This window comes from Actinoplanes ianthinogenes, from assembly GCF_018324205.1.
GTDB classification, from domain to species: Bacteria; Actinomycetota; Actinomycetes; order Mycobacteriales; family Micromonosporaceae; genus Actinoplanes; species Actinoplanes ianthinogenes.
The window spans coordinates 3434914-3461672 of sequence record NZ_AP023356.1 but is presented as its reverse complement, the minus strand read 5'-3'; the positions used below and the strand labels follow the sequence as shown (position 1 = coordinate 3461672).

At 71.9% G+C, this 26759-nt stretch carries 12 protein-coding genes; 8 read left to right on the top strand and 4 right to left on the bottom strand.

Annotated features, from left to right (window positions below):
• Positions 1 to 205: 205 nt before the first annotated feature.
• Positions 206 to 11164 carry a putative Ig domain-containing protein gene (locus tag Aiant_RS15470; RefSeq protein ID WP_189328830.1) on the top strand — a complete coding sequence of 3653 codons (10959 nt, stop codon included), beginning with the start codon at positions 206 to 208 and terminating at the stop codon, positions 11162 to 11164.
• Positions 11161 to 11670, top strand: a complete 510-nt coding sequence (locus tag Aiant_RS15465; RefSeq protein ID WP_189328831.1) for a HEAT repeat domain-containing protein — start codon at positions 11161 to 11163, stop codon at positions 11668 to 11670. The genes Aiant_RS15470 and Aiant_RS15465 overlap by 4 nt, the downstream gene beginning before the upstream one ends.
• A gap of 63 nt (positions 11671 to 11733) precedes the next feature.
• Here the strand turns inward: Aiant_RS15465 and Aiant_RS15460 are convergent, their stop codons facing one another.
• On the bottom strand, positions 11734 to 14004 hold the full coding sequence (locus Aiant_RS15460) for a glycosyltransferase family 2 protein (RefSeq protein ID WP_189328832.1): 2271 nt from the start codon (positions 14002 to 14004) through the stop codon (positions 11734 to 11736).
• Positions 14005 to 14105: 101 nt separating this feature from the next.
• On the opposite strand from Aiant_RS15460, the gene Aiant_RS15455 reads away from it, so the two are divergent.
• Together Aiant_RS15455 and Aiant_RS15450 are read left to right on the top strand one after the other, a co-directional pair.
• Positions 14106 to 16280 carry a glycosyltransferase gene (locus tag Aiant_RS15455; RefSeq protein ID WP_189328833.1) on the top strand — a complete coding sequence of 725 codons (2175 nt, stop codon included), beginning with the start codon at positions 14106 to 14108 and terminating at the stop codon, positions 16278 to 16280.
• Between the two features lie 2 nt (positions 16281 to 16282).
• Positions 16283 to 16951: a hypothetical protein gene (locus Aiant_RS15450; RefSeq protein WP_189328834.1), complete on the top strand. Its 669-nt coding sequence runs from the start codon at positions 16283 to 16285 to the stop codon at positions 16949 to 16951.
• On the opposite strand, the gene Aiant_RS15445 is transcribed toward Aiant_RS15450, so the two are convergent.
• Positions 16934 to 18895, bottom strand: a complete 1962-nt coding sequence (locus tag Aiant_RS15445; RefSeq protein ID WP_189328835.1) for an acyltransferase family protein — start codon at positions 18893 to 18895, stop codon at positions 16934 to 16936. The genes Aiant_RS15450 and Aiant_RS15445 overlap by 18 nt on opposite strands.
• Before the next feature lie 124 nt (positions 18896 to 19019).
• On the opposite strand from Aiant_RS15445, the gene Aiant_RS15440 reads away from it, so the two are divergent.
• The gene (locus Aiant_RS15440; RefSeq protein ID WP_189328836.1) at positions 19020 to 20597 is read left to right on the top strand and encodes a hypothetical protein; all 1578 of its coding nucleotides are present in this window, start codon (positions 19020 to 19022) and stop codon (positions 20595 to 20597) included.
• Between the two features lie 118 nt (positions 20598 to 20715).
• Positions 20716 to 21141 carry a GtrA family protein gene (locus Aiant_RS15435; RefSeq protein ID WP_189328837.1) on the top strand — a complete coding sequence of 142 codons (426 nt, stop codon included), beginning with the start codon at positions 20716 to 20718 and terminating at the stop codon, positions 21139 to 21141.
• Between the two features lie 498 nt (positions 21142 to 21639).
• Here the strand turns inward: Aiant_RS15435 and Aiant_RS15430 are convergent, their stop codons facing one another.
• Together Aiant_RS15430 and Aiant_RS15425 are read right to left on the bottom strand one after the other, a co-directional pair.
• Positions 21640 to 22902: a nucleotide sugar dehydrogenase gene (locus Aiant_RS15430; RefSeq protein WP_189328838.1), complete on the bottom strand. Its 1263-nt coding sequence runs from the start codon at positions 22900 to 22902 to the stop codon at positions 21640 to 21642.
• A gap of 26 nt (positions 22903 to 22928) precedes the next feature.
• On the bottom strand, positions 22929 to 24653 hold the full coding sequence (locus Aiant_RS15425) for a stealth family protein (RefSeq protein WP_189328839.1): 1725 nt from the start codon (positions 24651 to 24653) through the stop codon (positions 22929 to 22931).
• Positions 24654 to 24872: 219 nt separating this feature from the next.
• On the opposite strand from Aiant_RS15425, the gene Aiant_RS15420 reads away from it, so the two are divergent.
• Positions 24873 to 25100, top strand: a complete 228-nt coding sequence (locus Aiant_RS15420) for a hypothetical protein (RefSeq protein ID WP_185037480.1) — start codon at positions 24873 to 24875, stop codon at positions 25098 to 25100.
• Between the two features lie 65 nt (positions 25101 to 25165).
• Positions 25166 to 26716: a signal recognition particle protein gene (gene ffh / locus Aiant_RS15415; protein WP_189328840.1), complete on the top strand. Its 1551-nt coding sequence runs from the start codon at positions 25166 to 25168 to the stop codon at positions 26714 to 26716.
• The last annotated feature ends 43 nt before the right edge of the window (positions 26717 to 26759 follow it).

Here is a 26759-nt window from a genome sequence, read left to right as displayed (position 1 = left end):
CGTCCGTTCGGCCGATCCAGGGTCGGACTAGTTGACGGGGTGAGTCCTTTCCGGTCGGCAGGCGCACCGATTCCGCCGTGGCAGCCATATGCCATTAAACGGACTATTGCCGTGTATCTCTCCGCTCACAAAGGTGCGTATGAGTATTCACGGGGTAAGAACGGCTTCGCAGCCGTGGGCGCGGCGTCGCACGACGACGTACGTGATGGTCTGTCTGACGACGTTGCTGGCCGGATTCATCGACGTTCCGGCGGCCGAGGCGGCCACCTCGCCGGTGGTCACCAATCCCGGCACGCAGTACAGCGGCATCAGTGTCGCCACCAGCCTGACGGTGGCCGGCACGGGCGGTACGAGCCCGTACACCTGGACCGCCACCGGGCTGCCCGCCGGCCTGACGATCAACGCCGCCACCGGCGTCATCTCCGGCACGCCGACAACCGCCGCGACGTACGCGGCGAAGGTGACCGCCACCGACTCGGCGAAGCTGGCCGGTAGTGCCGCGTTCAGCTGGACCACCGGGACCGCCGCGACGGTGACCAATCCCGGCACCCGGGCCTCGGTCGTCAACGTCGCCGTCAATCAGGCGATGACCGCCACCGGAGCCAAGACTCCGTACGTCTGGTCCGCGACCGGGCTGCCGACCGGCCTGGCGATCAACTCGTCGACCGGCGCGATCACCGGCACACCGACCGCCGCCGGCACCTTCACCACGAAGGTGACCGCGACCGACGCCGCCAAGATTCCCGGCTTCACCACGTTCACCTGGAGCGTCGCGGCCGCCGCGCTCGCCGTGACCAATCCCGGCACCCGGCAGGCCACCACCGGCCAGCCGGCCACGCTCACCCTGGCCGCGACCGGCGGCACCAGCCCGTACACGTGGGCGGCCACCGGGTTGCCGGCCGGGCTGACGCTCAACGCCACCAGCGGTGTGGTCTCCGGAACCCCCACCACGGCCGGCACCAGCAGCGTCACGGTGACCGCGACCGACTCCGCCGGCCGCACCGCGACCGCCACGTTCAGCTGGGTCACCGCCGTACCGCCCGCGGTGACCAACCCCGGCGCCCAGAACGCCACCGTCGGCACCGCGTTCTCCAAGACGCTGGCGGCGACCGGCGGGACCAGCCCGTACACGTGGACGGCGACCGGCCTTCCGGCCGGGCTGGCGATCAGCAGCGCGGGCGTCGTCTCCGGCACGCCGACCACGGCCGGGACCTCCACCGTGACGGCCACCGCCACCGACGCCGCGAAGCGCACCGGCACCGCCACGTTCACCGTCACCGTCGCCGCCCAACCGGCCGTCACCAACCCCGGCACGCAGCAGGCCACCGTCGGCAAGGCCGGCACGCTCACGCTGGCCGGCACCGGTGGCACGACGCCTTACACGTGGACGGCGACCGGCCTTCCCGCCGGGCTGACGATCAGCAGCGCCGGCGTCGTCTCCGGCACCGCGACCACGGCGGGGACCTCCACCGTGACGGTCACCCTCACCGACGCCGGTGGCCGTACGGCCACGGCGAGCTTCAGCTGGGTCACCGCGAACGCGCCGGCGATCACCAACCCCGGCACGCAGAACGGCACCACCGGCGTCGCCGTCTCCAAGACGCTGGCGGCCACCGGCGGGACCAGCCCGTACACGTGGACGGCGACCGGCCTTCCCGCCGGGCTGACCATCAGCAGCGCCGGCGTGGTCTCCGGCACCCCCACGACCGCGGGCAGCTCCACCGTCGCGGTCACCGTCACCGACGCCACCGGGCGCGCCTCCAGCCTGAGCTTCACCTGGGCCGTCGCGACCCCGCTGGTCGCGACGAAGCCGAGTGCGCAGAACGGGACGACCGGCGTCGCCGGCACCCTCACCCTGGCCGGTACCGGTGGCACGTCGCCGTACACCTGGACCGCGACCGGTCTGCCCGCCGGGCTCAGCGTCAGCACCGCCGGTGTCGTCTCCGGCACCCCCACCACGGCCGGCACCGCCACGGTGACCGCGACCGTCACCGACGCGGCCGGACGCACCAGCGCCGTCAGCTTCACCTGGACCGTCGCCACGCCGCTGGTGGCCACCAACCCCGGCAACCAGAGCGCCACCACCGGCGTCGCCGGCACCCTCACCCTGACCGGTACCGGCGGCACCGCGCCGTACGCCTGGACCGCGACCGGCCTGCCCACCGGCATGACCGTCAGCAGTGCCGGCGTCGTCTCCGGCACCCCGGCCGTGGCCGGTGACTACCCGGTCACCGCCACCGTGACCGACGCCGCGCAGCGCAGCAGCACCGTCACGTTCGCCCTGACCGTCAAGGGCCCGGTCGTCGTGACCAGCCCGGGCGCCCAGAACAGCGTCACCGGTGCCGCCGTCGACCTCACCCTGGCCGCCACCGGCGGCAGCGGGGTTTACACCTGGTCCGCGCTCGGCCTCCCCGACGGGCTGAGCATCAGCGCCGCCGGCGTCGTCTCGGGCACCCTCACCGCCCCGGCCACCTGGACGGTCACCCTGACCGCCACCGACAACGGTGGCCGCAGCGACAAGGTGACCTTCGACTGGAACGTCAGCGCGCCGATCGTCGTGACCGGTCCGCGCACCCAGACCGGCATCGAGAAGCAGGCCGCGAGCGCGACCTTCGCCGCGACCGGTGGCGGCGGGACCTACACCTGGAGCGCGACCGGCCTGCCCGGTGGCCTGACCATCGACGCGGCCAGCGGCGCGATCAGCGGCACCGTGACCGGATCCGGCGTCTACCAGCCGGTGATCAGGGCGACCGACGCCGCCGGCCGCACCGGCACCCTGCCGGTGCGCTGGGACGTCCTCGCCGCGGTCGCCTCGGCTCCGATCATGGACGCCGGTTCGGTCGGCACCGTCAACTCCGCACTGGACGCCGGCACCAACGGCGTCGCGGTGATCGGCTCGTACGCCTATGTCACCAAGGGCCTGCAACTGCTCCAGCTCGACAAGAGCACCGGGGCGAGCACGGTCGTGGCGGGCGCGGCCGAGTACGGCTGCGTCGACGGGACCGCGGGCAGCCAGGCGCGATTCAACGCGAACAGCATCCCGGTCCAGGTGGTCGGGTCCGACGGCCGGTTCGTCTATCTGCTCGACTCCTGCGGTCTTCGCCGCGTGGACCCCGCGAGCGGCGCCACCACCACCCTGGTCAGCCAGGGCACCTTCACCGGCTACGCGCGGTTCGGCGCGATCGCCGGCAAGTGGCTCTACCTGTATGACAACGCCTACCTGTGGCGCTACGACCTGATCACCGGCGGTACGCCGACCCAGGTGAACATCACGATGGGCAACCGGACGACCGCGGCGATCGCGGCCGACGACAGCTACGCCTACCTGTGGACGGGTGAGGGCAGCCTGTGGAAGGTCAACGTTTCCACCGGTGCCGGTTCCGTGCTCACCTCCGGTTTGACGGTGACGGGTGCGCCGACGGCGATGCTGTCGGTCGGCGACTACGTGTACGCGTCGTTCGCCAACGTGCTGAGCCCGGCTCGTGGCACCACGGTGTTGCGGATCAGCAAGAGCACCGGCGCGACCCTGCTGGTGTCGCCGTCGGCTACTGACACCACCGGCCTGTCCGGCGTCACGGGTATGGCCAGCGACGGGACCAAGCTCTACCTGGCCGACCGTGGCAGTGATGGTTCGTGGCTCAAGACGCTGACGTCAGCCACCCCGAAGGCTCCCGCTGCCGTCGCCACCGCTCCGGTGATGGACGCCGGCTCGATCGGCACGGTTACCGGCGCTCTGGACAGTGGGAGCAACGGCGTCGCGGTGATCGGTTCGTACGCGTACGTCAACAAGGGTCTGCAGCTTCTGCAGATCAGCAAGGCGACCGGGGCGAGCACGGTCCTGGCCGGCACGGCCGAGTACGGCTGTGTCGACGGGTCGACCGGTGCGCAGGTGCGGTTCAACGCGAACAGCATCCCGCTCCAGGTGATCGGTTCCGACGGCCGGTTCGTGTACCTGCTCGACTCCTGTGGCGTGCGGCGGATCGATCCGGCCAACGGCGCGACCACGACCGTGATCAGCCAGGGCACCTTCACCGGTTACGCGCGGTTCGGTGCGATCGCGGGCAAGTGGTTGTACCTGTACGACAACGCCTACCTGTGGCGTTACGACCTGACCGGTGGCACGAAGCCGACCCAGGTGAACATCACGATGGGCAACCGGACGACCGCGGCGATCGCGGCCGACGACACCTACGCCTACCTGTGGACCGGCGAGGGCACCCTGTGGAAGGTCGCCGCGGACAACACCACGGGCACCGGCACGGCCGTCGTCACCGGACTGACGGTGACGGGTGCGCCGACAGCGATGCTGTCGGTCGGCGACTACCTGTACGCGTCGTTCGCCAACGTGCTGAGCCCGGCCCGTGGCACCACGGTGCTGCGGATCAGCAAGAGCACGGGCGCGACCCTGCTCGTGTCGCCGTCGGCCACTGACACCACCGGCCTGTCCGGTATCACCGGTATGGCCAGCGATGGCACCAAGCTCTACCTGGCCGACCGTGGCAGTGATGGTTCGTGGCTCAAGACGCTGACGTCGGCAACCGCGAAAGCTCCGGCCGCCGTCGCCACCGCACCGGTGATGGACGCCGGCTCGATCGGCACCGTCACGTCCGCTCTGGACAGTGGCAGCAACGGCGTCGCGGTGATCGGTTCGTACGCGTATGTCAACAAGGGTCTGCAACTGTTGCAGGTCAACAAGAGCACCGGCGCCTCCTCGGTGCTCGCCGGTGCGGCCGAGTACGGCTGCGTGGACGGGTCGACCGGTGGGCAGGTGCGGTTCAACGCGAACAGCATCCCGCTCCAGGTGATCGGGTCCGACGGCCGGTTCGTCTACCTGCTCGACTCGTGTGGTGTGCGGCGGATCGACCCGGCCAACGGCGCCACGACGACCGTGATCAGCCAGGGCACCTTCACCGGTTACGCGCGGTTCGGCGCGATCGCCGGCAAGTGGCTCTACCTCTATGACAACGCCTACCTGTGGCGCTACGACCTGACCGGTGGCACCAAGCCGACCCAGGTGAACATCACGATGGGCAACCGGACGACCGCGGCGATCGCGGCCGACGACAGCTACGCCTATCTGTGGACGGGTGAGGGCAGCCTGTGGAAGGTCAACGCTTCCACCGGTGCCGGTTCGGTCCTGACGTCCGGTTTGACCGTGACGGGTGCGCCGACGGCGATGCTGTCGGTCGGCGACTACGTGTACGCGTCGTTCGCCAACGTGCTGAGCCCGGCTCGTGGCACCACGGTGCTGCGGATCAGCAAGAGCACCGGCGCGACCCTGCTGGTCTCGCCGTCGGCTACTGACACCACCGGCCTGTCCGGCGTCACCGGCATGGCCAGCGACGGCACCAGGCTCTACCTGGCCGACCGTGGCAGTGACGGTTCCTGGCTCAAGACGCTGACGTCAGCCACCCCGAAGGCTCCCGCTGCCGTAGCGACCGCGCCGGTGATGGACGCCGGCTCGATCGGCACGGTGCCCGGGGCGCTGGACGCCGCCACCAACGGCGTCGCGGTGATCGGTTCATACGCGTACGTCAACAAGGGCCTGCAACTGCTGCAGGTCAACAAGAGCACCGGCGCCTCCTCGGTGCTCGCCGGTGCGGCCGAGTACGGCTGTGTCGACGGGTCGACCGGCGGGCAGGTGCGGTTCAACGCGAACAGCATCCCGCTCCAGGTGATCGGGTCGGACGGCCGGTTCGTCTACCTGCTCGACTCGTGTGGCGTGCGCCGGATCGACCCGGCCAACGGCGCCACGACGACCGTGATCAGCCAGGGCACCTTCACCGGCTACGCCCGGTTCGGCGCGATCGCGGGCAAGTGGTTGTACCTGTATGACAACGCCTACCTGTGGCGCTACGACCTGACCGGTGGCACCAAGCCGACTCAGGTGAACATCACGATGGGCAATCGGACGACCGCGGCGATCGCGGCCGACGACAGCTACGCCTATCTGTGGACGGGTGAGGGCAGCCTGTGGAAGGTCAATGCTTCCACCGGTGCTGGTTCGGTTCTGACGTCCGGTTTGACGGTGACGGGTGCGCCGACGGCGATGCTGTCGGTCGGTGATTACGTGTACGCGTCGTTCGCCAACGTGCTGAGCCCGGCTCGTGGCACGACGGTGCTGCGGATCAGCAAGAGCACCGGTACCACGCTGCTCGTGTCGCCGTCGGCCACTGACACCACCGGCCTGTCCGGCGTCACGGGTATGGCCAGCGATGGCACCAGGCTCTTCCTCGCCGACCGTGGCAGTGATGGTTCGTGGCTCAAGACGCTGACGTCAGCCACCCCGAAGGCTCCCGCCGCCGTCGCCACCGCGCCGATCATGAACGCGGGCGTGGTGACCACCGTCGCGGGCGGGTTCAACTACGGCAGCAACGGTGTCGCGCTTCTCGGCTCCTTCGCCTACATGACCAAGGGCTTGCAGCTCATGCAGGTCAACAAGGGCACCGGCACCGGAACCGCGATCGCCGGCGCGGCCGAGTACGGCTGCGTGGACGGGTCGACCGGCGCGCAGGTGCGGTTCAACGCGAACAGCATCCCGCTCCAGGTGATCGGGTCGGACGGCCGGTTCGTCTACCTGCTCGACTCGTGTGGCGTGCGCCGGATCGATCCGGCCAACGGCGCCACGACGACCGTGATCAGCCAGGGCACCTTCACCGGCTACGCCCGGTTCGGCGCGATCGCCGGCAAATGGCTCTACCTCTATGACAACGCCTACCTGTGGCGCTACGACCTGACCGGTGGCACCAAGCCGACCCAGGTGAACATCACGATGGGCAACCGGACGACCGCGGCGATCGCGGCCGACGACACCTACGCCTACCTGTGGACCGGGGACGGCTACCTGTGGAAGGTCAACGCCGACACCGGGGCGGGGACCGTCATGGCCACCGGCACCGGCAGCGCGCCGTCCGCCATGCTCTCCGTCGGTGACTACGTCTACGCGGCGTTCACCAGCTACCCGTCCTACCGCGGCGTCACGCTGCAGCGGGCCGGCAAGTCGAGCGGCGTCGTCGAACTCGTCGCCGGCAACATGTCGTCCGCACCGGCGGACGGCCTCTACTACGACGCGGGTTTCGCCGGCATCACCGGCCTGGCCAGCGACGGCACCCGGCTCTACGTCGCCGACAGCAACAGCTCCGGCGGCTGGCTCCGCGTGATCAAGAAGGGCAAGCGTCCGGTCGACCCGGGCGGCCCGACCCTGCCCGGTGAGACGACGGGTGGCGGCAACCCGGCCGAGTGCATCCCCTGCTCCCAGCAGCACGGCGACCCGGTGAACACGGACACGGGCGCGCTGACCGAGCCGGCCACCGACCTCACGGTGGCCGACCGCGCCGGCTCGCTGGAGATGTCCCGGACGTACAGCTCGGCCGGGGCGGGCGTCAACTCCGTCGTCGGCTACGGCTGGGCCTGGCCGTACGGCGTCACCGCCCAGCAGAACACCGGCTCGTCCGGCACCGGCACGTCCGGCACCGGCACGGACGTCATCGGCACCCTGGTCGTGCGGCAGGAGAACGGCAGCACGGCCACCTTCTCCGCCAAGTCCACCGGTAGCTTCGCGGGCGCGCCCCGGCTGCAGGCGACCGCGGTCAAGAACGCCGACGGCACGCTCACCTTCGCCCGGCAGAACCTCACCACCATGGTGTTCAGCGCCGCCGGCCAGCTGCTGCGGCAGGTGGACGTCAACGGCCAGACGGTGAGCAACACGTACGACAGTGCCGGCCGGCCCACCGAGATCACCGGTGACTCCGGGCGCAAGCTCAGGTTCACCTACGACGCGGCCGGTTACCTCGCGTCGGTGACCAGCCCGGCGGGCGCCACCGTCACCTACACGCACGACGCCGACGGCAACCTGACGTCAGTGACCGACCCGACCGGCGCGGTCACCAGCTACGGCTACGGCGCCAAGCACCTGCTCACGAAGATCACCAACCCGGCGGGCGGGGTGACGACCAACGTCTACGACGAGTCGGGCCGCGTCATCAAGCAGACGGACCCGCTCGGCCGGGTGATCACGTTCGGTTATGTCGACGGCGACGAGATCGGCACCTCCACGGTCACCATCACCGCCGGGAACGGCGCCAAGATCGTCGAGCAGTACCTCGACGGGCAGCTGCGGTCGCAGACCAAGGCCGCCGGGACCGCCGACGCCGCCACCACCACCTGGGACTACGACCCGAACACCGGACAGCCGGTGATGGTCACCGCCCCGGACGGCTCGACCGAGACCTACGCCTACGACAGCGCCGGGCACCGTACGTCGCGGACCGACGCGCTGGGCCGGACCACGACGTGGACCTACGACGCCCAGGGCAACGAGCTCACCGCCACCGACCCGGCCGGACACACCAGCAGCGCCACCTACGACACGCACGGTAACCAGCTCACCGCGACCGACGCGGCCGGCGGCGTGCGGCGGTGGACGTACAACGCGGACAGCACGCTGGACTCGGAGACGGCTGCTGACGGCACGGTCATCCGGTACACGTACGACGCGGCCGGCAACCGGACCGGTGTCACCGGCCCGAGCCGGCACACCACGACGTACGGCTACAACGCGGACGGCAAGGTCACCAGTGTGACCGGCCCGACCGGCGGGGTCACCACGACGGCCCTGGACGGCGCGAGCCGGATCACCAAGGTGGTCGACCCGGCGGGCGGGGTCAGCCGGTTCGCCTACGACGGGTCCGGCCGCCGCACCTCGGAGACCGACGCCGAGGGCGACGTCACCACCCGCGGCTACGACCTGGCCGGCCAGCCGGTCAAGGTCACCGACGCCAACGGCAACAGCACCACTTCGGCGTACGACGAGGCGGGCCAGTTGACGGCCGCCACCGACCAGGCCGGGCACACCACCCGGTACGAGTACGACCTGCGCGGCAACCGGGTCGCCGAGGTCGACCCGCTCGGCCGGCGCACCACCTACCGCTACGACCTCGCGGACCGGCTGCTCTCGACCACTCTGCCGTCCGGTGCCACGACGAGCACCACGTACGACGCCGCCGGGGAACCGGTCAAGTCCGTGGACGCGAAGGGCAAGGCGACCACCTACACCTACGACGCCCTCGGGCAGATGACGGCGACCACCGACGCCGACGGCCGGACCAGCGTGCGGACCTACACCGCCACCGGCCAGCCGGAGACCGCCACCAACCCGGACGGCAGCACCCAGCGGTACACCTACGACGCCGCCGGGCACGTGCTCACCTTCACCGACGCCGACGGCAACAAGACGGCGTACACCTACGACTCGGCCGGGCGGGAAGCCACCCGGACGGCCCCGGGCAACCTGGTGACCCGGTACACGTACGCCACCGACGGCTCCCCGGACTGGGTCACCACCCAGCCGGACGGGACGACGGTCACCCGCACCTACAACTCCGCCGGGCGTCTGGCCCGCGTCGACTACAGCGACCCGGCCACGGCGGACATCACCTTCACCTACGACGCGGCGGGCCGGCGGCGCACGATGACCGACGGGACCGGGACCACCACGTACGCGTACGACGCGTTCGGGCGACTGACCGCGACCACCGACGGCGCGGGCAACCGGGTCGGCCTGACGTACGACGCGGCGGGGCAGCTCACCGGTGTGACGTACCCGGGCGGCAAGACGGTCACCTACACCCGCGACGACGCGGGTCAGCTGACCGCCGCCACCGACTGGACCGGGGCCACCACGCGCTTCGGCTGGACCGCCGACGGCCAGGTGGCGACCCAGACCACGCCGAACGGCGTCGTCAGCACCACTACGTACGACCCGAACGAGCAGGCGACCGACATCACCGTGCGCAAGGACGGCGCGGTCCTCGGCTCGTACGGCTACCTCTACGACGACGCGGGCCAGATCATCGGTGATCGGGCCGGCACGGAGCAGCACGACTACACCTACTCGGGAACGGCTCAGCTGGCCTCGACGAGTACCACCGCCGGCACCGGTTCCTGGGCCGACGGCGCGTACACCACCACGCCGGGCGGTGCGCTCACCGGGCTGCCGGACGGGACGAAGCTGGCGTACAACGCGGCCCAGCAGCTGACCCAGGGCACCGGCCCGGGCGGGGCCGAGACGGCGTACACGTACGACGGGAACGGCAACCGGCTCACCGGCGGCGCCGCGTCCTACCGGTACACCAGCGCGAGCAGCCTGGCCCAGGTCACCACCGCGGCGGGCACCCAGGTCGGCTACACCACCAACGGCAGCGGCCTGCGGCAGACCCGGACGGTGGGCGGCACCACGGAACGCTTCGTCTGGGCGGCGCTCGACGACCTTCCGGTGCTGCTCGACGACGGCACCCACCTGTACCTGTACGGCCCGGGCAGTACGCCGTACGCCCAGGTCAGCCGCGACGGCACGGTGGAGTACCTGCACCAGGACCGGCTCGGCTCGGTCCGGCTGATCACCGGCAGCACCGGCGCTGTCGTCGGCACCACCACGTTCGACCCGTACGGCAACCGGACCGTGCACACCGGCACGGCGGACAGCCGGATCGGCTACACCGGCAACTGGACCGACCCGGTCACCGGGCTGGTCTACCTCCGGGCCCGCGACTACGACCCGGCCACCGGCCAGTTCGTCAGCGTGGATCCGCTGGTGGACGTCACCCGGCAGCCGTACTCCTACGTCGAGAACAACCCGCTGCTGATGGCGGACCCGACCGGTCTGTGCGGATTCTGGTGCCACGTCGGCACCGGCACCGGCATCGCCGTGGTGGTCGTGGCGGCGGCCGCGGTGGCCTGCGCCATCGCCGAGCCGTGCGGCGCGATCGCGCTGGGTGGCCTGGCGGTCGGCGAGGGGCTGGCTCTGGCCGGCGGTGTCGCGGTGTCCGGTGCGGCGATCGAGGCGGGCGCGGGAGCGATCGCGCTCGGTGCGGGAGCCGGTGCGATCAGCGGCCTCTGGGAGTCCCGGGGCTCGCAGTGGCGGGACCACGACGGAGACGCCAACGACTGCCCGCAGCGCCGCGGCACCAAGGGCAAGTCACACCGTGGTGGCAAGAAGAGCGACCGGGACAACTGGTTCGGTTATGACAAGGACCGGGAGTTCGTCAAATGGGTTCATCGCGTCGGTAAGAAGGCTGAGAATGGCGGCGACGACATCGACACCATCGAGGACATGAAGCGGATCTTCGACCGCTGGGTCCAGCTGGGGAAGCCGAAGGTGAAATGAGCGCTCTCGAAGAGGTGCCGGTGACCGCACTGGTCGATCGGCTGGACGGCTCGGACCGGGACACCGTCGTCGACGCGGTCGATGAGCTCGGCCGGCGGCGGGCCACCGAGGCGGCGCCCCGCCTGCTGGAGCTGCTGCGCCTGACCCCGGATGCGGCGGTGCGCAACGCCACCGCACTGGCACTGTCCGACATGGTGGTGCCGGAGGCGTTCGACGCGATCGTCGAACTCCTGCGGGACCCGCGCACGGAAGGGCGCCGCGGCACCTTGCTCTACGCGCTCGACCCGTACGACTGCGCACCGATCCTGGAACTGCTCGTCGACCTGGCCCTGACCGGCGGTTACGAGGTGAGAATGTCCGCGCTCGGCCTGCTCAGCGGCGTCGAGACGGACATCGACGAGCCGACCTGGGAACGGCTGAGCAGCCGGCTGGAGGCCGCGGCCGCGACCGCGGACGACGAGCGGCGGGCCGAGGTGATCGACCCGCTGTACGAGTTGTTCGACTGAGCACGCCGGCCGGCCGGGTCCGGGTGGTGGCAACCGCCACCGCCCGGGCCCGGCCGCTGTCGTTCACGGCCCGGTGCGGGGATGGGGCAGGCCGGGCGGGTGCAGCAGGGACCGGACAACGTCGGCGTAGCGGCCGGCGTGGTGCCGCCGGGCGAACGCCTCGGACCGGGCCGACTGGGCGGCGTAGCGCTGCGGGCTGCGGTGCAGGCGGCGCAGGGTCCGCGGCAGCTCGGACGGGGCACAGTAGACGGCGGCGGGGCCGTATTCCGGTTCGCGGTCCGGGGGCAGGAGCACGACGCAACCGGCGGCCAGCGGGGCCAGCAGGGTCGCCGGGGGGTCGGTGAAACCCAGGTAGAAGTCGAGCTGGTGGAGGAAGGCTCGGGGGGTGACGTCGCCGGGCTGGTAGATCAGCCAGTGCGGGGCGGGGGAGGGGAGGGGCTCGGCGGTGCGGTGCAGGAGGCGTACGTCAAAATCGGCGGACGCGGGCAGGGACCGCACCGGGTCGTGGTCGTCGGTGAGGTAGCGGCCGAGAATCGGCCGATCCGGGGACGGGCGGCGAGGCGCGGTCCGCCACCGGCGGACGTCCACCGTGCACGGCAGCGACCTGAGCTCGGGCTGGACGCCGAACAAGCGGCGCGCCGCGCCCGCACACGCCTCGGCCGCCGTCGACCAGGCGGGATCCTCCTCGATCACCACCCGGCCGGCGCGGACGGCGCTCGGCAGGCCGGTGGCGAAGGCCAGCGTCGCGGGGTCGCGGACCAGCAGGAGCGCGGTGTGCACCGGGTCGGTGAGCTGGATCTGGGTGACCGACCCGGTGTTGATCAGACGCTGGACGTCCGGGGCCAGGTTGTCGGTGGCGGCGCCGAGGACGGGCAGGTGCAGCAGGCCCAGCGAGGCGTGCGGGAGCAACGACCGGACCGCGGTGACGTGCTCCGGGTCGGTGAAGTCGGCGGCCAGGACCAGGTCGAAGGTGGCGGCCGACGGGGTGACCTCGGCGAGGCGGCGAGGGGCGGCGAAGGCGCGCTGCCGCGGGGTGCGCGGGCGGACGGCCGGTTCGCGACCGGTGGCGACCCGGGTGTGCCAGGCCTGGAACGCGGAGAGGTACGCCCGCCGCGCCGGGTGCATCCAGCCCGCAGCCATGTCCGCACTGGACAGTGAGCTGCCGGAGAGCCGGATCAGGGCCAGCGTCTCGGCGCCCAGGTGCGGCACCGCGGGCCGGCCGAACACGGCGCGGGCCCGCTCGACGTATTCGGCGTCGGCACCCTTGCGGACGGTGTCCAGGTAGCCGAGCTTCCCCAGGGCGAGCGTCCGGCGCAGCATCAGCGAGGACAGGTTGTAGGAGCGGTGGTGCGGATGTCCCGGCCGGGTGATCACCAGGTCGCCGGTGACCCGCATCCCGGCCGAGGTCGTCGCGAAGACCGCGGGATCACCCAGGAGCGGGGCCACCTGACGTTCCAGCCGCAACGGATGCGACCAGTCATCCGAATCCTGAAACGTCACGAAGTCACCGGTTGCGGCGTCCAGACCGGCGTTGCGGGCCAGATAGGTCCCCCCATTGGTGCCGAGCCGCAGCACCCGGACCCGCGGGTCCAGCGCCGCCGCCTCGTCCAGGATCGCCGTCTCCGGCGACCCGTCGTCGACGATCAGGATCTCCTGGTTCGCCCAGCTCTGCGCGATCAGCGACCGGATGGTCACCAGCAGCGCCGCCCCCGGCCGGTAGGTGGTCACGATCGTGGTGATCCGGTGTTCGTCGTCGACCCGGTCCACCGTCCCCGGCGCGATGCGGTCGAACCGCGGCCCGTCACCGTCCGTCAGGCGGATCCCCGGCGCCGGCAGCAGGCTGTTGAACCGGGCCAGCCACTCGTCCGGCTCGGCCAGGTCCACGGCCAGCGCCTGCCGGATCGGCTTCGCCACCTTCGGATATCGAGCCAGCAGGTCGGCGGCCCGCCCGGCCGGGAAGGCCAGCTGCGCGTGCAGCCCCTGGTGCTCGGGTGCGATCGCGGCCGGTCCGTGCGCCCGCAGCAGCCCGTCGAACAGCGCCAGAGCGTCCGCGCGGTCCTCCGGCTCCAGGTCCTGGGTGGCGATCGCCCGGGCCAGCTCGCCGACCGCGTACGGGTTCAGCTCGGCGAGCACCGGGCGGCCGGCGCGGACCGCGGTGAGCAGGCCGTCCAGGTCGGTGATGCCCGCGGCGTACGCGAGAAGCACCCGGGCGTCGGCGGACCGTGCCTGGATCGCGGCCGTCGCGGGACCGGCCGGCCCGGTTCGGCGCAGCGCCCGTAGATGCCGTTCGAGCAGGGCGGATCCGTACGAGGCCGGGGTGATGTGCGTGCGCATGGTCTGCCCAACGCCCCGCCCCGCACCGGCGTGACGTGATCGCCTCGCGGGTCGTTGTGCCCGGCGGAGAACCCGGTCGTCGAGCAACGGAGTACACGATCATGACCGCGACCGTCCATGACGTGGCGATCCTCTCGGACTTCCGGTACCCGGGCGGGAACTCGGCGGCCATCGCGGCCGAGGTGCGCGCCCAGGCCGAGGCCGGGTTGCGCACGATCCTGGTGCACGTGCCGTCCCCACACAACCGGGACGGGCTGCCGTTCAGCCCGCGGATCGCCGATCTGCTCCGCGACGGGCTGGCCGAGCTGGCCACCCCGGACGCCGCGGTGAACGCCCGGCTGCTGGTGATCCGCCAGCCGCGGATCTTCACGGCCGACCTGGCCGTGGTGCCGCGGGTGCACGCCGAGCACACCGTGATGGTGCTCAACCAGGCGCCGGGGGACGCGGCGGATCCGGCCCGGTACTACGACTTCGCCGAGGTGCGGGACCGGATCGAGCTGTATTTCGGGCCGGCGGTGGAGTGGGCGCCGATCAGTCCGCAAATCCGTGGGATGCTGCCCGATTTGTCGGATGAAGACTGGCATGAGATCATCGATGTGTCCGAGTGGGCGAGGCCTCCTCTGCCCCAATCGGATTTTCCGGTTATCGGGCGTCATGGGCGTGCAGATGCGGTGAAGTGGCCCCGCACTCCTGAGGATATTCTCCAGGCTTATCCCGAAAAATCGGATATTAAGGTACGCGTAATGGGCGGTGGTGAGATCGCCACCCGTCTCCTCGGCCGGCACCCCGCCAACTGGGAAGTCATCCCCTTCGGCGGCGAACAGCCGGTGGACTTCCTCCGCACCATCGACTTCTTCGTCTACTTCCACGACCCGGACCTGGTCGAGGCATTCGGCCGGACCATCCTTGAGGCGATGGCCGCGGGCGTCCCGGCGATCGTCGGCGAGCACTTCCGGCCGATCTTCGGCGACGCGGCGCTCTACACCACGCCGGCCGGGGTGGAGCCGCTGGTCCGCGAGCTCTGGGCGGATCGGGAACGCTACCGCGAGGTGGCCGCGCGGGCCCGGGAGTTCGTCGAGACCCGGTACGGCGTCGCCTCCCACCTGGCCCGGCTGGCCGCCCGCGGCGCCGGCGCCAAGCCGGCCGCGCACCGCGCCCCGGCACACGTCCGCCGTGACCCCGCGCCCCGGCCCCGACCGGTGCTGATGCTCAGCGACAACGGCGCCGGCCTGGGGCACCTGTCCCGGCTGATGGCGATCGGCCGGCGGCTGCCGGAGAGTCATCCCGCGGTGATCGCGACCCAGTCGTACGGCGCCTCGGTCGCCCACCGGGAGGGCTTCCTCACCGAGTACCTGCCGTCCCGGGCCGTGCTCGGCCTGCCCAAGCAGCGCTGGGCCGGTTTCCTCCAGTCGCGCCTGGAGCACCTGGTCGACCTGCACCGCCCGGCCGTGGTCGCGGTGGACAGCGTCCCGCACGAGGGCATCGTCGCGGCCGCCGCGGCCCGCCCGGACGTCACCTGGGTCTGGGTGCGCCGGCCGATGTGGCGCCGGGAGACCGGCGCCGAGTGGATCGCGAGGCGCGGGGCGTTCGACGGCATCCTGGAGCCCGGCGAGTTCGCCGCCCCGGCCGACGAGGGGCCGACCGTGGCCGACCGGGCCGGCGTGCACCCGGTCGACCCGATCATGCTGCTGGACCGCTCCGACCTGGTCGGGCCGGACGAGGCGCGGGCCGTGCTGGGGGTCGAGGAGGGCCGTCCGGCCGCGCTGCTCCAGCTCGGCGCCGGGAACATCAACGACATCGCGTCGCCGGTCGGCCGGATCGCGAAGCACCTGCGCGAGGCCGGTTTCCAGGTGCTGCTCGCCGAGTCGATGATCGCCACCGAGCCGATGCCGCCGGTGCCCGGCGCGCGCGTGGTCAAGGTGTACCCGATCAGCCGATATCTGCGCGGTGTGGACCTGGTGGTCGCCGCGTCCGGATACAACTCGTTCCACGAGCTGCTCGCCTTCCAGGTGCCCACCGTGTTCGTGCCGAACCGGCAGACGTCGCTGGACGACCAGGTGGCCCGGGCCCGGTTCGCCGCGACGACGGGGGCGGCGCTCTGCGTCGAGGACCCGGAGAGCGACGAGCTGGACCGGGTGCTGGCCGAGGCGGTGCGGCCGGAGGTACGTGCCCAGCTCGCCCGGCGGTGCGCCGAGGTCGGGTTCGGCAACGGGGCGGAGGCAGCGGCGCGCTGGCTGGCGGGGCTGGCTGCGGAGAACGTACGAAGCGGAGCGTGAACATGTCCGACTTATCAGTTAAGCCGGAGTTTGAGAAGTTGCAGTGGGAGGTCGCGGCGCTGACCGGGCGGATGCGCTCGGTGGAGCTGGAACGGGACTCCTGGCGGGCCCGGTGCGAGCGGCTGACCGAGCAGCGGGACCGGGAACGGGAGAAGAGCAAGCGGTTGCGCAGCAGCGGGTCGTACCGGCTGGGGCGGGCGCTGGTGTCGTTCGTGAAGGATCCGGTGCGTACCTCGCCGCGGCTGGTGAAGGGTCTGGCGCGACGGCTGCGGCCCCGGCCCGGCGGGGGGTCGGTGGTACCGGAGCAGGTCACCCGGCAGCAGCCGGCCGCGAAGCGGCGGCCCGCCCACCTGTACGTCGCGATCGGCCTCGACCACGACGCGCTGCGCGACTTCCTGGTCACCGTGAACCAGCGCCTGCTGGTCACGCCGGACCACCGGCCGGTGGTGCTCACCGACGACCCGGCGTTCTCGCTGCTGCGCAAGCTCGGCGTGCTGCTGGAGTACCTGCCGGACCGGGCCACCTGGGAGCGGCACCGGCCCGACCGGGCCTGGGACGACCTGCTCGCCGAGCGGCTGGCCCAGCTGTGCCGGGATCACGCCACCGAGCGGACCGTGGTGGTGGACCGGCAGCACCCGCCGGCCCTCGCCGACCTACTCGAGCTTCGGTAGCGCCGCGTCCAGCAGGGGCGCGACCGTCTGGGCATATGTCGTGGTCAGGTGGTTGGAGTCCCGGTAGGCCAGCACGTTGCCGATGATCGGCGGGCAGAAGTCCGTGCAGAGCCACGGGACCGGGTCGATCACGGTGACGCCGGTCAGGCCGTGGACGGCGATCCGCTGCGCGGGCCCGCGCAGGGCCGCCGAAGCGTTCTTCCCGCAACGGTTGACGCGCTTCAGGCGGGCCTGCCGGGCCACGCACACCGGGACCCGCTCGGCGAAATAGGGCGTGTCGACGATCAGCGCGACCTTGCCGCCGACCGCGGCCGCGGTCCGCTGCCAGGCCGCCCGCCACTGGGTGGCCTCATCGGTACGCGTGTCCACCGGCCGATAGTTGAAGCTCGACCCGATCACCACGAGCGCCGGGCGCAACGCCCGGATCCGGGCCACCGCCGACGCGTGGAACGCGGCGCACTCGGTGTACTCCCGCTTCAGTCCGTCGTGCCAGAGCCGCAGGTCGGCCGCCGAGCAGGACGACTTGCTCAGCGACACCAGCCGCCAGTGCCGCCGCTTCGCGATCCGGTCCAGGGCCGGGAACCACTGCGCCGCGTGCGAGTCGCCGTAGAGCACCACGGTGGTCGCCGCGGTGGGGTCGCCGTAGAAGCAGCCGGCCGGCGCGACCGTCACCGGCGCCTCGACGTGGCACCCGTCCGCCCACACCCGCGCCTTGTCGGCGTTCACCCGGGCCAGCGCCGGCGCCAGGTTGCCGGGCAGCTCCCGGATCTGGCGACTGGCCCGGACCGCGTGGGTGATCACCGCGTACGGGTCGGCGGCGCGCGCGGTCGCCGTCCGCAGATCCCGGATCGTCGCGCCGGCCGGCACCGGGTGCGGCAGCAGCGCGATGGTGACCGCGGTGGCGGCCACCGCCCCGGACAGCCCGGCGCCCAGGCCGAGGGCCCGGGCGGGACGCAGCCTTAGCCGCGGGTGGTGCCGCAGCGGGTTCTCCACCAGGTGATACGTCACCCAGGCCAGGCCCAGCGCGGCGACCGACAGCAGCAGCCCGAGCGGCACCGACGGGTCGAGGCCGAGCGCGGCCGGGGCGATCAGCAGCACCGGCCAGTGCCAGAGGTACCAGCCGTAGGAGAGCCGCCCGACGGCCTGCAACGGCCGGGCCGCGAGCGGCCGGAAACCGCCGATCAGCACGGCCGCGGCGCCGGCGACGGGCAGCAGGGCGAAGAAGCCGGGGTACGCCGTGCCGTCGTCGAACCACAGCGCCGCCCCGAGGATCGCGGCCAGCCCGGCCCCGCCGAGCCAGGCGCTCCGCAGACGCGGGGCGAAGATCGCGATCAGCGCACCGGCACCCAGCTCCCACGCCCGGGTGTGCGGGCCGAAATACGCCCACGGAGCCGACCGCCCGGTCTCCACCACCGCGGCCGCGAACGAGGCGGCCACCAGCCCGGCGAGCACCGGCTTGCGTCGCGGCAGCATCAGCAGCAGCGGCCAGAACAGGTAGAACTGCTCCTCCACCGCGAGCGACCAGAAGTGCTGGAACGGCGACGGCGGCGCGTCCGCGTTCAGGTAGTCCGTGCCGGTGACCGCGAACCGCAGGTTCGCCACGTACCCAGCGGCCGACAGCGCGTCCTTGGCCAGCTCGCCCAGCCGGATCGCGGGCAGCCACAGCCGGGCCGCGAGCAGCGTGGTGACCAGCACCAGCGCGGCGGCCGGCAGCAGCCGCAGGGCCCGCCGGGCGTAGAACCGGCGGATCGACACCCGGCCCGACTCGGCCGCCTCGCGGCTCAGCAACGAGGTGATCAGGAAGCCGGAGATCACGAAGAAGACGTCCACGCCGACGTAGCCGCCCGCGGCGAACGGCACCCCGGCGTGGCCCAGCACGACCAGGAGCACCGCGACCGCGCGCAGGCCCTCGAGATCGGGACGGAAGTTCGGCGAGAGGCTCATCGCCCTCTAACGCGCGGCCCCGCGATCGGGTGTCGGCCTGTCCGGTGCGTCGCAACCCGACACCGGTGGGGTCGTTGCCCTTGATGTGACAGCCCCGACGCTGAGTGCCAGCCCGCCGCGACCGGTGACCCACCGGGATCCGGCGGAGCCTCGGCCCTGGCGGACCGTCTGGCGCGGCATCGCGCTGCGCTGCGTGCTGGTGCCGCTGGTCGTGCTGTCCCCGCTGGTCGCCCTCCAGCCCAGCGCCGACCACCGGTTCAACGTGTACGCCAACGGCGCCCGCTACCTGTACCGCCCGTGGGAGCTGGCCGGCGAGGCGATCCGCTCGGTCCCGCAGTACCTGGCGCTGGGCAACTTCCGCCCGCTCGGCCGGATGGTGGAGTGGCTGCTGGACGCCGTCACGTTCGCGCTGACCGACCTGTTCGGACTGCCCGCCAACATCTCGCTGCGGCTGGTCTCGTTCGCCGCCGCGATCGTGCTGACCCTGGCCACGGTGGTGCTGGCCGAGTGCGTGGTGAGCCGGGGCCGCCCGTTCGCCGGGCCGCCCTCGGCGGCCGCCGCGGTGCTGCCGTTCGCGGTCGGCGGGAGTTTCGTGGCGGCCGGCCGGACCAGCACCACGGTCCTCTTCGGCGGGCTCTACTTCGTCACCGCCGCTCTGGTGCTGCTGGTCGCCGCGGCCGCCGCCCGGACCGCGGGCCGGAACCGGCTGGGCGCCCGGCTCGGCGTGGCCACGGTGCTGCTCGGCGCGGCGCTGGCCGCCTTCAACGAGATGACCTGCCTGGCCGTGCCACTGGCCACCGTGGTGGTGCTGATCCGCGCCCGGTTGCTCGGCCTGTCCGGGCGGGAGACCGTGCGCGGCGCCGGGGCCCGGTTCGCCGCGCTGCTCTGGGCCGGCTTCCTGCCGGTGGCCGTGCCGGTGCGGGCGATCATCGCGGCGCAGTGCGCGGACGGCTCCTGCTACTCCGGCTCCGACGTGGCCCCGGCCGGCGCCTTGGGCGCGCTGCCCAACCGGCTGACCTCCTGGCTGCCGCCGATGACCTGGCAGCGTGCCACCGAGGGCCCGTACGGCCACACCGTCACCGCCGCGCTGCTGGTCGCGCTGGTGGTGCTGCTCCCGCTGGTCCGTCGATTCTGGAGGGACCTGCCGCACTGCGACACCCCGGACCGGCGGCAGGCCGGTGCGCTCGCCGCCACCGGGTTCGCCACGCTGCTGCTGACCGCCACGATGGGCGCGCTCAACCTCCAGGTGCAGCGGCTCGCCGCGGCCGGCTGGTGGGGCCTGGGCTGGCGGGACAGCGCGCTGGCCGGCGCCGCCGGTGGGCTGCTCACCGTGGCGCTGCTGACCGGACTGTTCGCCCGTAGCCACCGGACCGCCCGCACGCACCGCCTCGGCACGCTCGCCGGCGTGCTGCTGCTGGTGATCGTGGCCGCCGTCGCGACCAGCGCGAACCGCGACTACCGGGCGTCCGCGGCTGCGGAGAAGCCGCCGTTCGTGCACGACCGGGTGGCCCAGGAGATCGTCGACTTCGACCGGTCCGCGGCCGGTGACGCCCGCCGCTGCGCGCTGCGCGACCAGTTCCGCTCCGCTCTGCCCCGAGACCGCCGGACCGGGTATCCGCCCGAGATGCGCCGCTTCGACCAGGCCGTCGACACCGCCACCCGCCGGTTGGCCGGCCGCCCGTTCTGCACGGAGGCGCCATGACCGAACTGATCTCGGTGATCGCCCCGGTCTACGACGAGAGCCCGGCGTGGACCGGTGGCCCGGTCGCCGAGGGGGGTGCCCGGGACGACGGCCGGCCCGGACCGGATACGGTCGCTCGATGTCCCGGAACAGTGGGTGGAGCAGCGTTCAGCCGATCCTGCGTGATCCCCGGTTGCTGCGTCTGGTCCGATATGGAGTGAGTGGCGGAGCCAGCGCACTCACCCATTTCGGCGTCGGCCTGCTCGGCGTCCACCTGCTGCACCTGCGACCGGTGCTCGCCTCGACCGCCGGCTTCGTCGCCAGCATCGTGGTCTCCTACGTGCTCCAGCGCTGGTGGGTCTTCCGCTCCACGGCCGGCCACGCGATCGCCGGCACCAAGTTCCTGATCGTCACCGCGGTCGCCTTCACCATCAACACGGTGGTGCTGTGGCTCGGCACCGAGGTCTTCGCGGTGCCCTACCCGATCGTCCAGCCGATCGCCCTGACCCTGATCCCGCTGGTCAACTACTTCCTCAACTCCCGCTGGACCTTCGCCACCCGCTGACCACCGCCCGCCGCTCCCGAGCCACGGCGTCCCCGCTCACCGTCGCAGCCGCCGCTCGCAGCCCCGGCTTGCGCCGAGGGCCCGAAAGCACGACGCACAACGGCCGGGCTGGCCCTGGTGGCCCTGTCCCGTGCCTGGACAGGGCCCTGAGTGCCAGCCCGTGACTGTCCGGCTGGTCCTGGTGGCCCTATCCCGTGGCGGGACGGGGCTCTGAGTGCCAGCCCGTGACTGTCGAGCTGGTGCTGGTGGCCCTATCAACACGCGGGATAGGCCTCTGAGCGCCAGCCCGTGACCGTCCGGCTGGTCCTGGCGGCCCTTTCAAGAGGCGGGATAGGGCCACCAGGGCCAGCCCGGGGTTTGATCTCCGGAACCACCCACGGACAGTGAAGGAGGCAGCGATCGCCCTGGACGCGCCAGCGGCCAGATCGCTGCCTCCGGCCCGCGCGGGAGCATGCGATCCGCACCCCGCCGGGCCCGCGTACATGAAGAATGTGATCGTCAGAGCCGGTGTGCTTCGCGGATCGTGGTGACGCCGCGGGTGTCGAAGAAGCGCTTGGCGATCCTCGCGAGGTGGTCGGCGTCGTACTCGCGGTGGTTCTGGACCAGGATGACCAGGTCGGCCGAGGCGACCGCGGACTCCAGGTCGTCGACGCGGGAGACCGGCACCCCGGCGACGTCCCAGGTGCGCACGTGCGGGTCGTGATAGGCGACGGTCGCGCCGAGCGCGGCCAGCTGCCGGGCCAGCGGGGTGGCCGGCGACTCGCGCTGGTCGGCGATGTTCGCCTTGTAGGTGATGCCCAGCAGCAGCACGGTCGCCCCGCGGACCGCCTCGCCGTCGGCGTTGAGCAGGTTCTGCGCGCGCCGGGCCACATACGCCGGCATGGTCGCGTTGATCTCCTGGGCCAGCTCGACGAAGCGGAACGGGTAGCCGAGCTTGCTGCGCACGTTGTGGCTGAGGTAGTTCGGGTCGATCGGGATGCAGTGCCCGCCGACGCCCGGCCCGGGGTAGAACGCCTGGAAGCCGAACGGCTTGGTGGACGCCGCGTTGATCACGTCCCAGAGGTCGATGTCCAGCTCGTGGCAGAACCGGGCCATCTCGTTGACCAGCGCGATGTTGACGTGCCGGTACGTGTTCTCCAGCAGCTTCGCGGTCTCCGCCTCCCGGGTGCCGTGGGTGCGCACCACCTGCTCGATGAACCGCCCGTAGAACCCGGCCGCCGCGTCCGTGCAGGCCGCGGTGTACCCGCCGACCACCTTCGGCGTGTTGTGCGCGCCGTAGGACGCGTTGCCCGGGTCGATCCGCTCCGGGGAGAACGCCAGGTGGAAGTCGATCCCCGCGGTCAGTCCGGAGAGCTGTTCGAGCAGCGGCCGGACCACGTCGTCGGTGGTGCCCGGATACGTCGTCGACTCCAGCACCACCAGCATGCCGGGGCGCAGGTTGCGGCCGATCGAGCCGGTCGCGCCGGTGACCGCCCGCAGGTCCGGCCCGTCGCCCTCGGAGAGCGGGGTGGGCACGCAGATCACCGCGGTCCGTGCGTGCGCGATCTCGGTCTCGTCGCTGGTCGGCCGGAACCCGCCGGCCAGCATCTCGGCGATGTCGGCGTCGCTCAGGTCGTCGACGTGCGACCAGCCGTTGCCGAGCGCCTTGACCACGGCCTCGTCGACGTCGAAGCCGAGCACCGACAGCCCGGCCCGGATGGCCTGCTGTGCCAGCGGCAGCCCGACATATCCCAGGCCGAGGATGACCACGTCGTAGCTCACGGGAATCTCCTAGTGATGTTGGTGGATCAAGCAGCCGGCGGGAGGGCCAGCGCTCCGGCGGGGTGCTGCCGGGGCGAGATGAGGTGCGGCACCCGCGTCTCGAACGGCGAGGCGAACGGCAGGTACGCCGGCAGGAAGTCGGCCAGCAGCGCCTCCTGCTCGGCCACCGCGGCGCCCGCGGTGTCCACGTCGTTCAGGCAGAACGCGTCCACGTTGCGCGAGCGCAGCAGCCGGGCCAGCCGGTACGGCGTGACCGGGTCGGCCAGATCGGTGTACTTGTAGCGGAGCGCCCCGGGGGTGGCCAGCCCGGTCAGGTAGGCGTAGTACTGCTGGAGCGAGGAGAGCAGCGACACGTCGTCCGGGTGGCGGAACTGGTGCTCGGCGGTCGCGCGCAGCGGCTCGGCGAACCGCTCCTCGATCTCCTCCAGCACGCTGCGCCGGGACGGGTGCGGCGCGTGCATCATCTTGCGGGTCAGCACCCGGCCGAAGGTCTTCTCGATCAGCCGCCGGTTGTTCTTCGCCGCCGAGTCGGCCGGCCGGTCGCCGGGCCCGCGCGGGGCCAGGTCGACGTGCGCCGCGGACGGGAAGAACTTGGTCAGCCCGCCGGCGGTGAAGAACAGGTCCGGGGTGACCGGCCGGCCCAGGATCACGTCGTCGTTCAGGTAGAGGAAGTGCTCGGCCAGCCCCGGGATCCGGTGCAGCTTCGACTCGATCGCCTGCGAGTTGAAGGTGGGCAGCCGGCCCGAGTCGCCGAAGATCTCCCGGTGGCTGACCACGGTCAGCCGCGGATGGTTGCGGTCCAGCCAGGACGGCGTCTGATCGTCGGTGACCAGGAAGACGTGCCGGACCCAGGGCGCGAAGTAGTGCAGCGCGCGCATCGAGTAGCGCAGCTCGTCCCGGCTGATCCAGCGCGAGTCGTTGGCCGCCTGCCCGTTGATCTCGCGCACCCACGGGTTCTCCGCCAGCGCCCGCGCCTTGCGCCGCTGCCAGGCCGGGTCGCCGCCGTCCACCCAGGTGTAGACCACGTCGATCGGGAAACCGATCCGGTCCGGGCCGACCGCCGTGAAGGTCCGCCGGGTGCGGTACCCGGTGACGTCGTCCGGCGCGCAGAACGCGCCGAAGGCCGGCTCCGGGGCGGTCACCACCGGATCGTCGGCCGGGATGACGTCGGCGACCGGGTTGCGGCGCGGAGCCACCAGTCCCCGGCTCTCGGCCCGCCAGAACTCGACCTCGCAGGCGTGTTCCGGGCCGAGCACCAGGCTGCCACCGGGGTCGGCGACCGGCCAGCAGGCGGCCACCACCCGGTCCTCGCGCCCCTTCGGGCCGCTGCGGCGGACCATTCCGCGGTCGCGGTTCGCCGCGCCGGCCAGGATGCTCATCACCAGGTCGCGATCGGTTTCCGGTACGCCCACAGCGGTCCGCCCCGGCTCGGCGGCGGGCACCCGGAACCAGTCGACCCCGGCCAGGTCCAGCGCCTCGGTGACCCGGTCCAGGTTGGCCCGGCGCACCTCGGCCGGGCTGCTGACGGTCACCACCCGGGCCCCGAACCGTCCGTGCGGGGTGCGCACCCGGATCACCCGCCCGGCCGCCGCGGGCCGGTCCCGCCGCGCCGGGCCCAGCGGCATCAGGGCCCGGGTCAGCCGGAGCCGTCGTTCCGGCGCGATGCGGGGCAGGACCCTGCTCTCGGCCGTCTGGAAGATCCGTCGCCGGACCGGCCAGGGCGCCCGCCGGAGAAGCCGCCGCAGGGTCACGCCCTCGTCCTTTCGCCGCACGTCCACCCGAGCCTTAACGGCACGGTTGAGAGGGAAGTTGCGGTCTATGCCCTTAAGCGGCGTTATACCCCGGTTACGCCCTCTCGGGGGTTATCCGGAAAATCCCACCCCTAGGGGAACGTCTCAGGGGCTCGGCCGATGCGGGGCGTTGCGCGGGCGGGGCATGGTGGAAGGCAGTCGAAGAGCGGGAGGCTCGGGATGGGCAAGGCAGTGATGTACGTGCTGGCGCTGATCGGCGGCGTGGTCGTGGTGAGCTGGGTGGCCCACGCGCTGTTCGGAGCGTTCTTCTACCTGATCGCGGCCGCGCTCGTGGTCGGCGGCGGGCTCTGGCTGTACGGAAAGGTGAAGAAGGAGATCGCCCCGGGGACCCGTACCCAGCGGCGGATCGAGGCGGCGACGAAGACGTACCGGATGCGGAACCGGTGAGCCTTCACCGCTACAGCTAGGCTTGCGGTCTACGCCTCCACCACCGACCAACGGGAAGTCGCACCGTGTTTGACACCCTGAGTGACCGCCTGTCCGGGATCTTCACCAAGCTCCGCGGCAAGGGCCGGCTCACCGATGCCGACATCGACGCCACCGCGCGCGAGATCCGCCTCGCGCTGCTCGAGGCGGACGTCGCGTTGCCGGTGGTCAAGGCATTCATCGCCAACCTCAAGGAACGGGCTCGGGGCGCCGAGGTCTCCCAGGCGCTCAACCCCGCACAGCAGATCATCAAGATCGTTCACGAAGAGCTGATCAACACGCTCGGTGGCGAGGGGCGGCGGCTGGTCTTCGCCAAGCAGCCGCCCACCGTGATCATGCTGGCCGGTCTCCAGGGCGCGGGTAAGACCACGCTCGCCGGCAAGCTCTCCCGCTGGCTCAAGGGTCAGGGCCACCAGCCGCTGCTGGTCGCCGCCGACCTCCAGCGGCCGAACGCGGTCAATCAGCTCCAGGTGGTCGGCGGCCGGGCCGGCGTCGACGTCTACGCGCCGGAGCCCGGCAGCGGCGTCGGCGACCCGGTCAAGGTCGCCAAGGACTCGATCGAGGTCGCCAAGCGGACCGCCAAGGACATCGTCATCGTCGACACCGCCGGACGTCTCGGCATCGACGAGGAGATGATGCAGCAGGCTCGCGACATCCGGGACGCGGTCGGCCCGGACGAGGTGCTGTTCGTCATCGACGCCATGGTCGGCCAGGACGCGGTGCAGACCGCGGAGGCCTTCCGGGACGGCGTCGGCGTCACCGGCGTGGTGCTCTCCAAGCTCGACGGCGACGCCCGCGGTGGCGCCGCGCTCTCCGTCCGGCACGTCACCGGCCAGCCCATCCTGTTCGCCTCCACCGGTGAGAAACTGGAGGACTTCGACGTCTTCCACCCGGACCGGATGGCCAGCCGGATCCTCGGCATGGGTGACGTGCTGACCCTCATCGAGCAGGCCGAGCAGGCCTTCGACGAGGATCAGAAGGAGAAGATGACCAGCAAGCTGCTCGGTGGCGAGCAGTTCACGCTGGAGGACTTCCTGGACCAGCTGATCGCGGTCCGGCGGATGGGCCCGATCGCCAACATCCTCGGCATGATGCCCGGCATGGGCCAGATGAAGGACCAGCTGGCCGAGCTGGACGACAGCCACTTCGACCGGGTCACCGCGATCATCCGCTCGATGACGCCGAAAGAGCGCACCGAGCCGAAAATCATCAACGCGTCCCGCCGGCTGCGCATCGCCAACGGCTCCGGCGTCACCGTGATGGAGGTGAACCAGCTGCTCAACCGCTTCGCCGACGCGCAGAAGATGATGAAGCAGATGAGCGGCATGATGGGCCTGCCGGGCGGCCGCCGGTCGGCGACCAAGAGCTCGAAGAACAAGCGCAAGGGCAAGAACAACCGCCCGCGGACGGGTGGCGGGATGCCGGGCGGGATGCCTGCCGGATTCCCGGGCGGGATGCCGCAGCTGCCGCCGGGGATGGACCCGGGCGCGCTGGCCGGTGGTGGCATGCCGCCGGGCTTCAAGCTGCCGAAACTCGACTTCAACAAGCTGAACAAGCCGAAGGACGATAAGCGGTAACTAGGCATGGCGCATCTTGTCGCGGCGCTAGTATGGTTGGAGG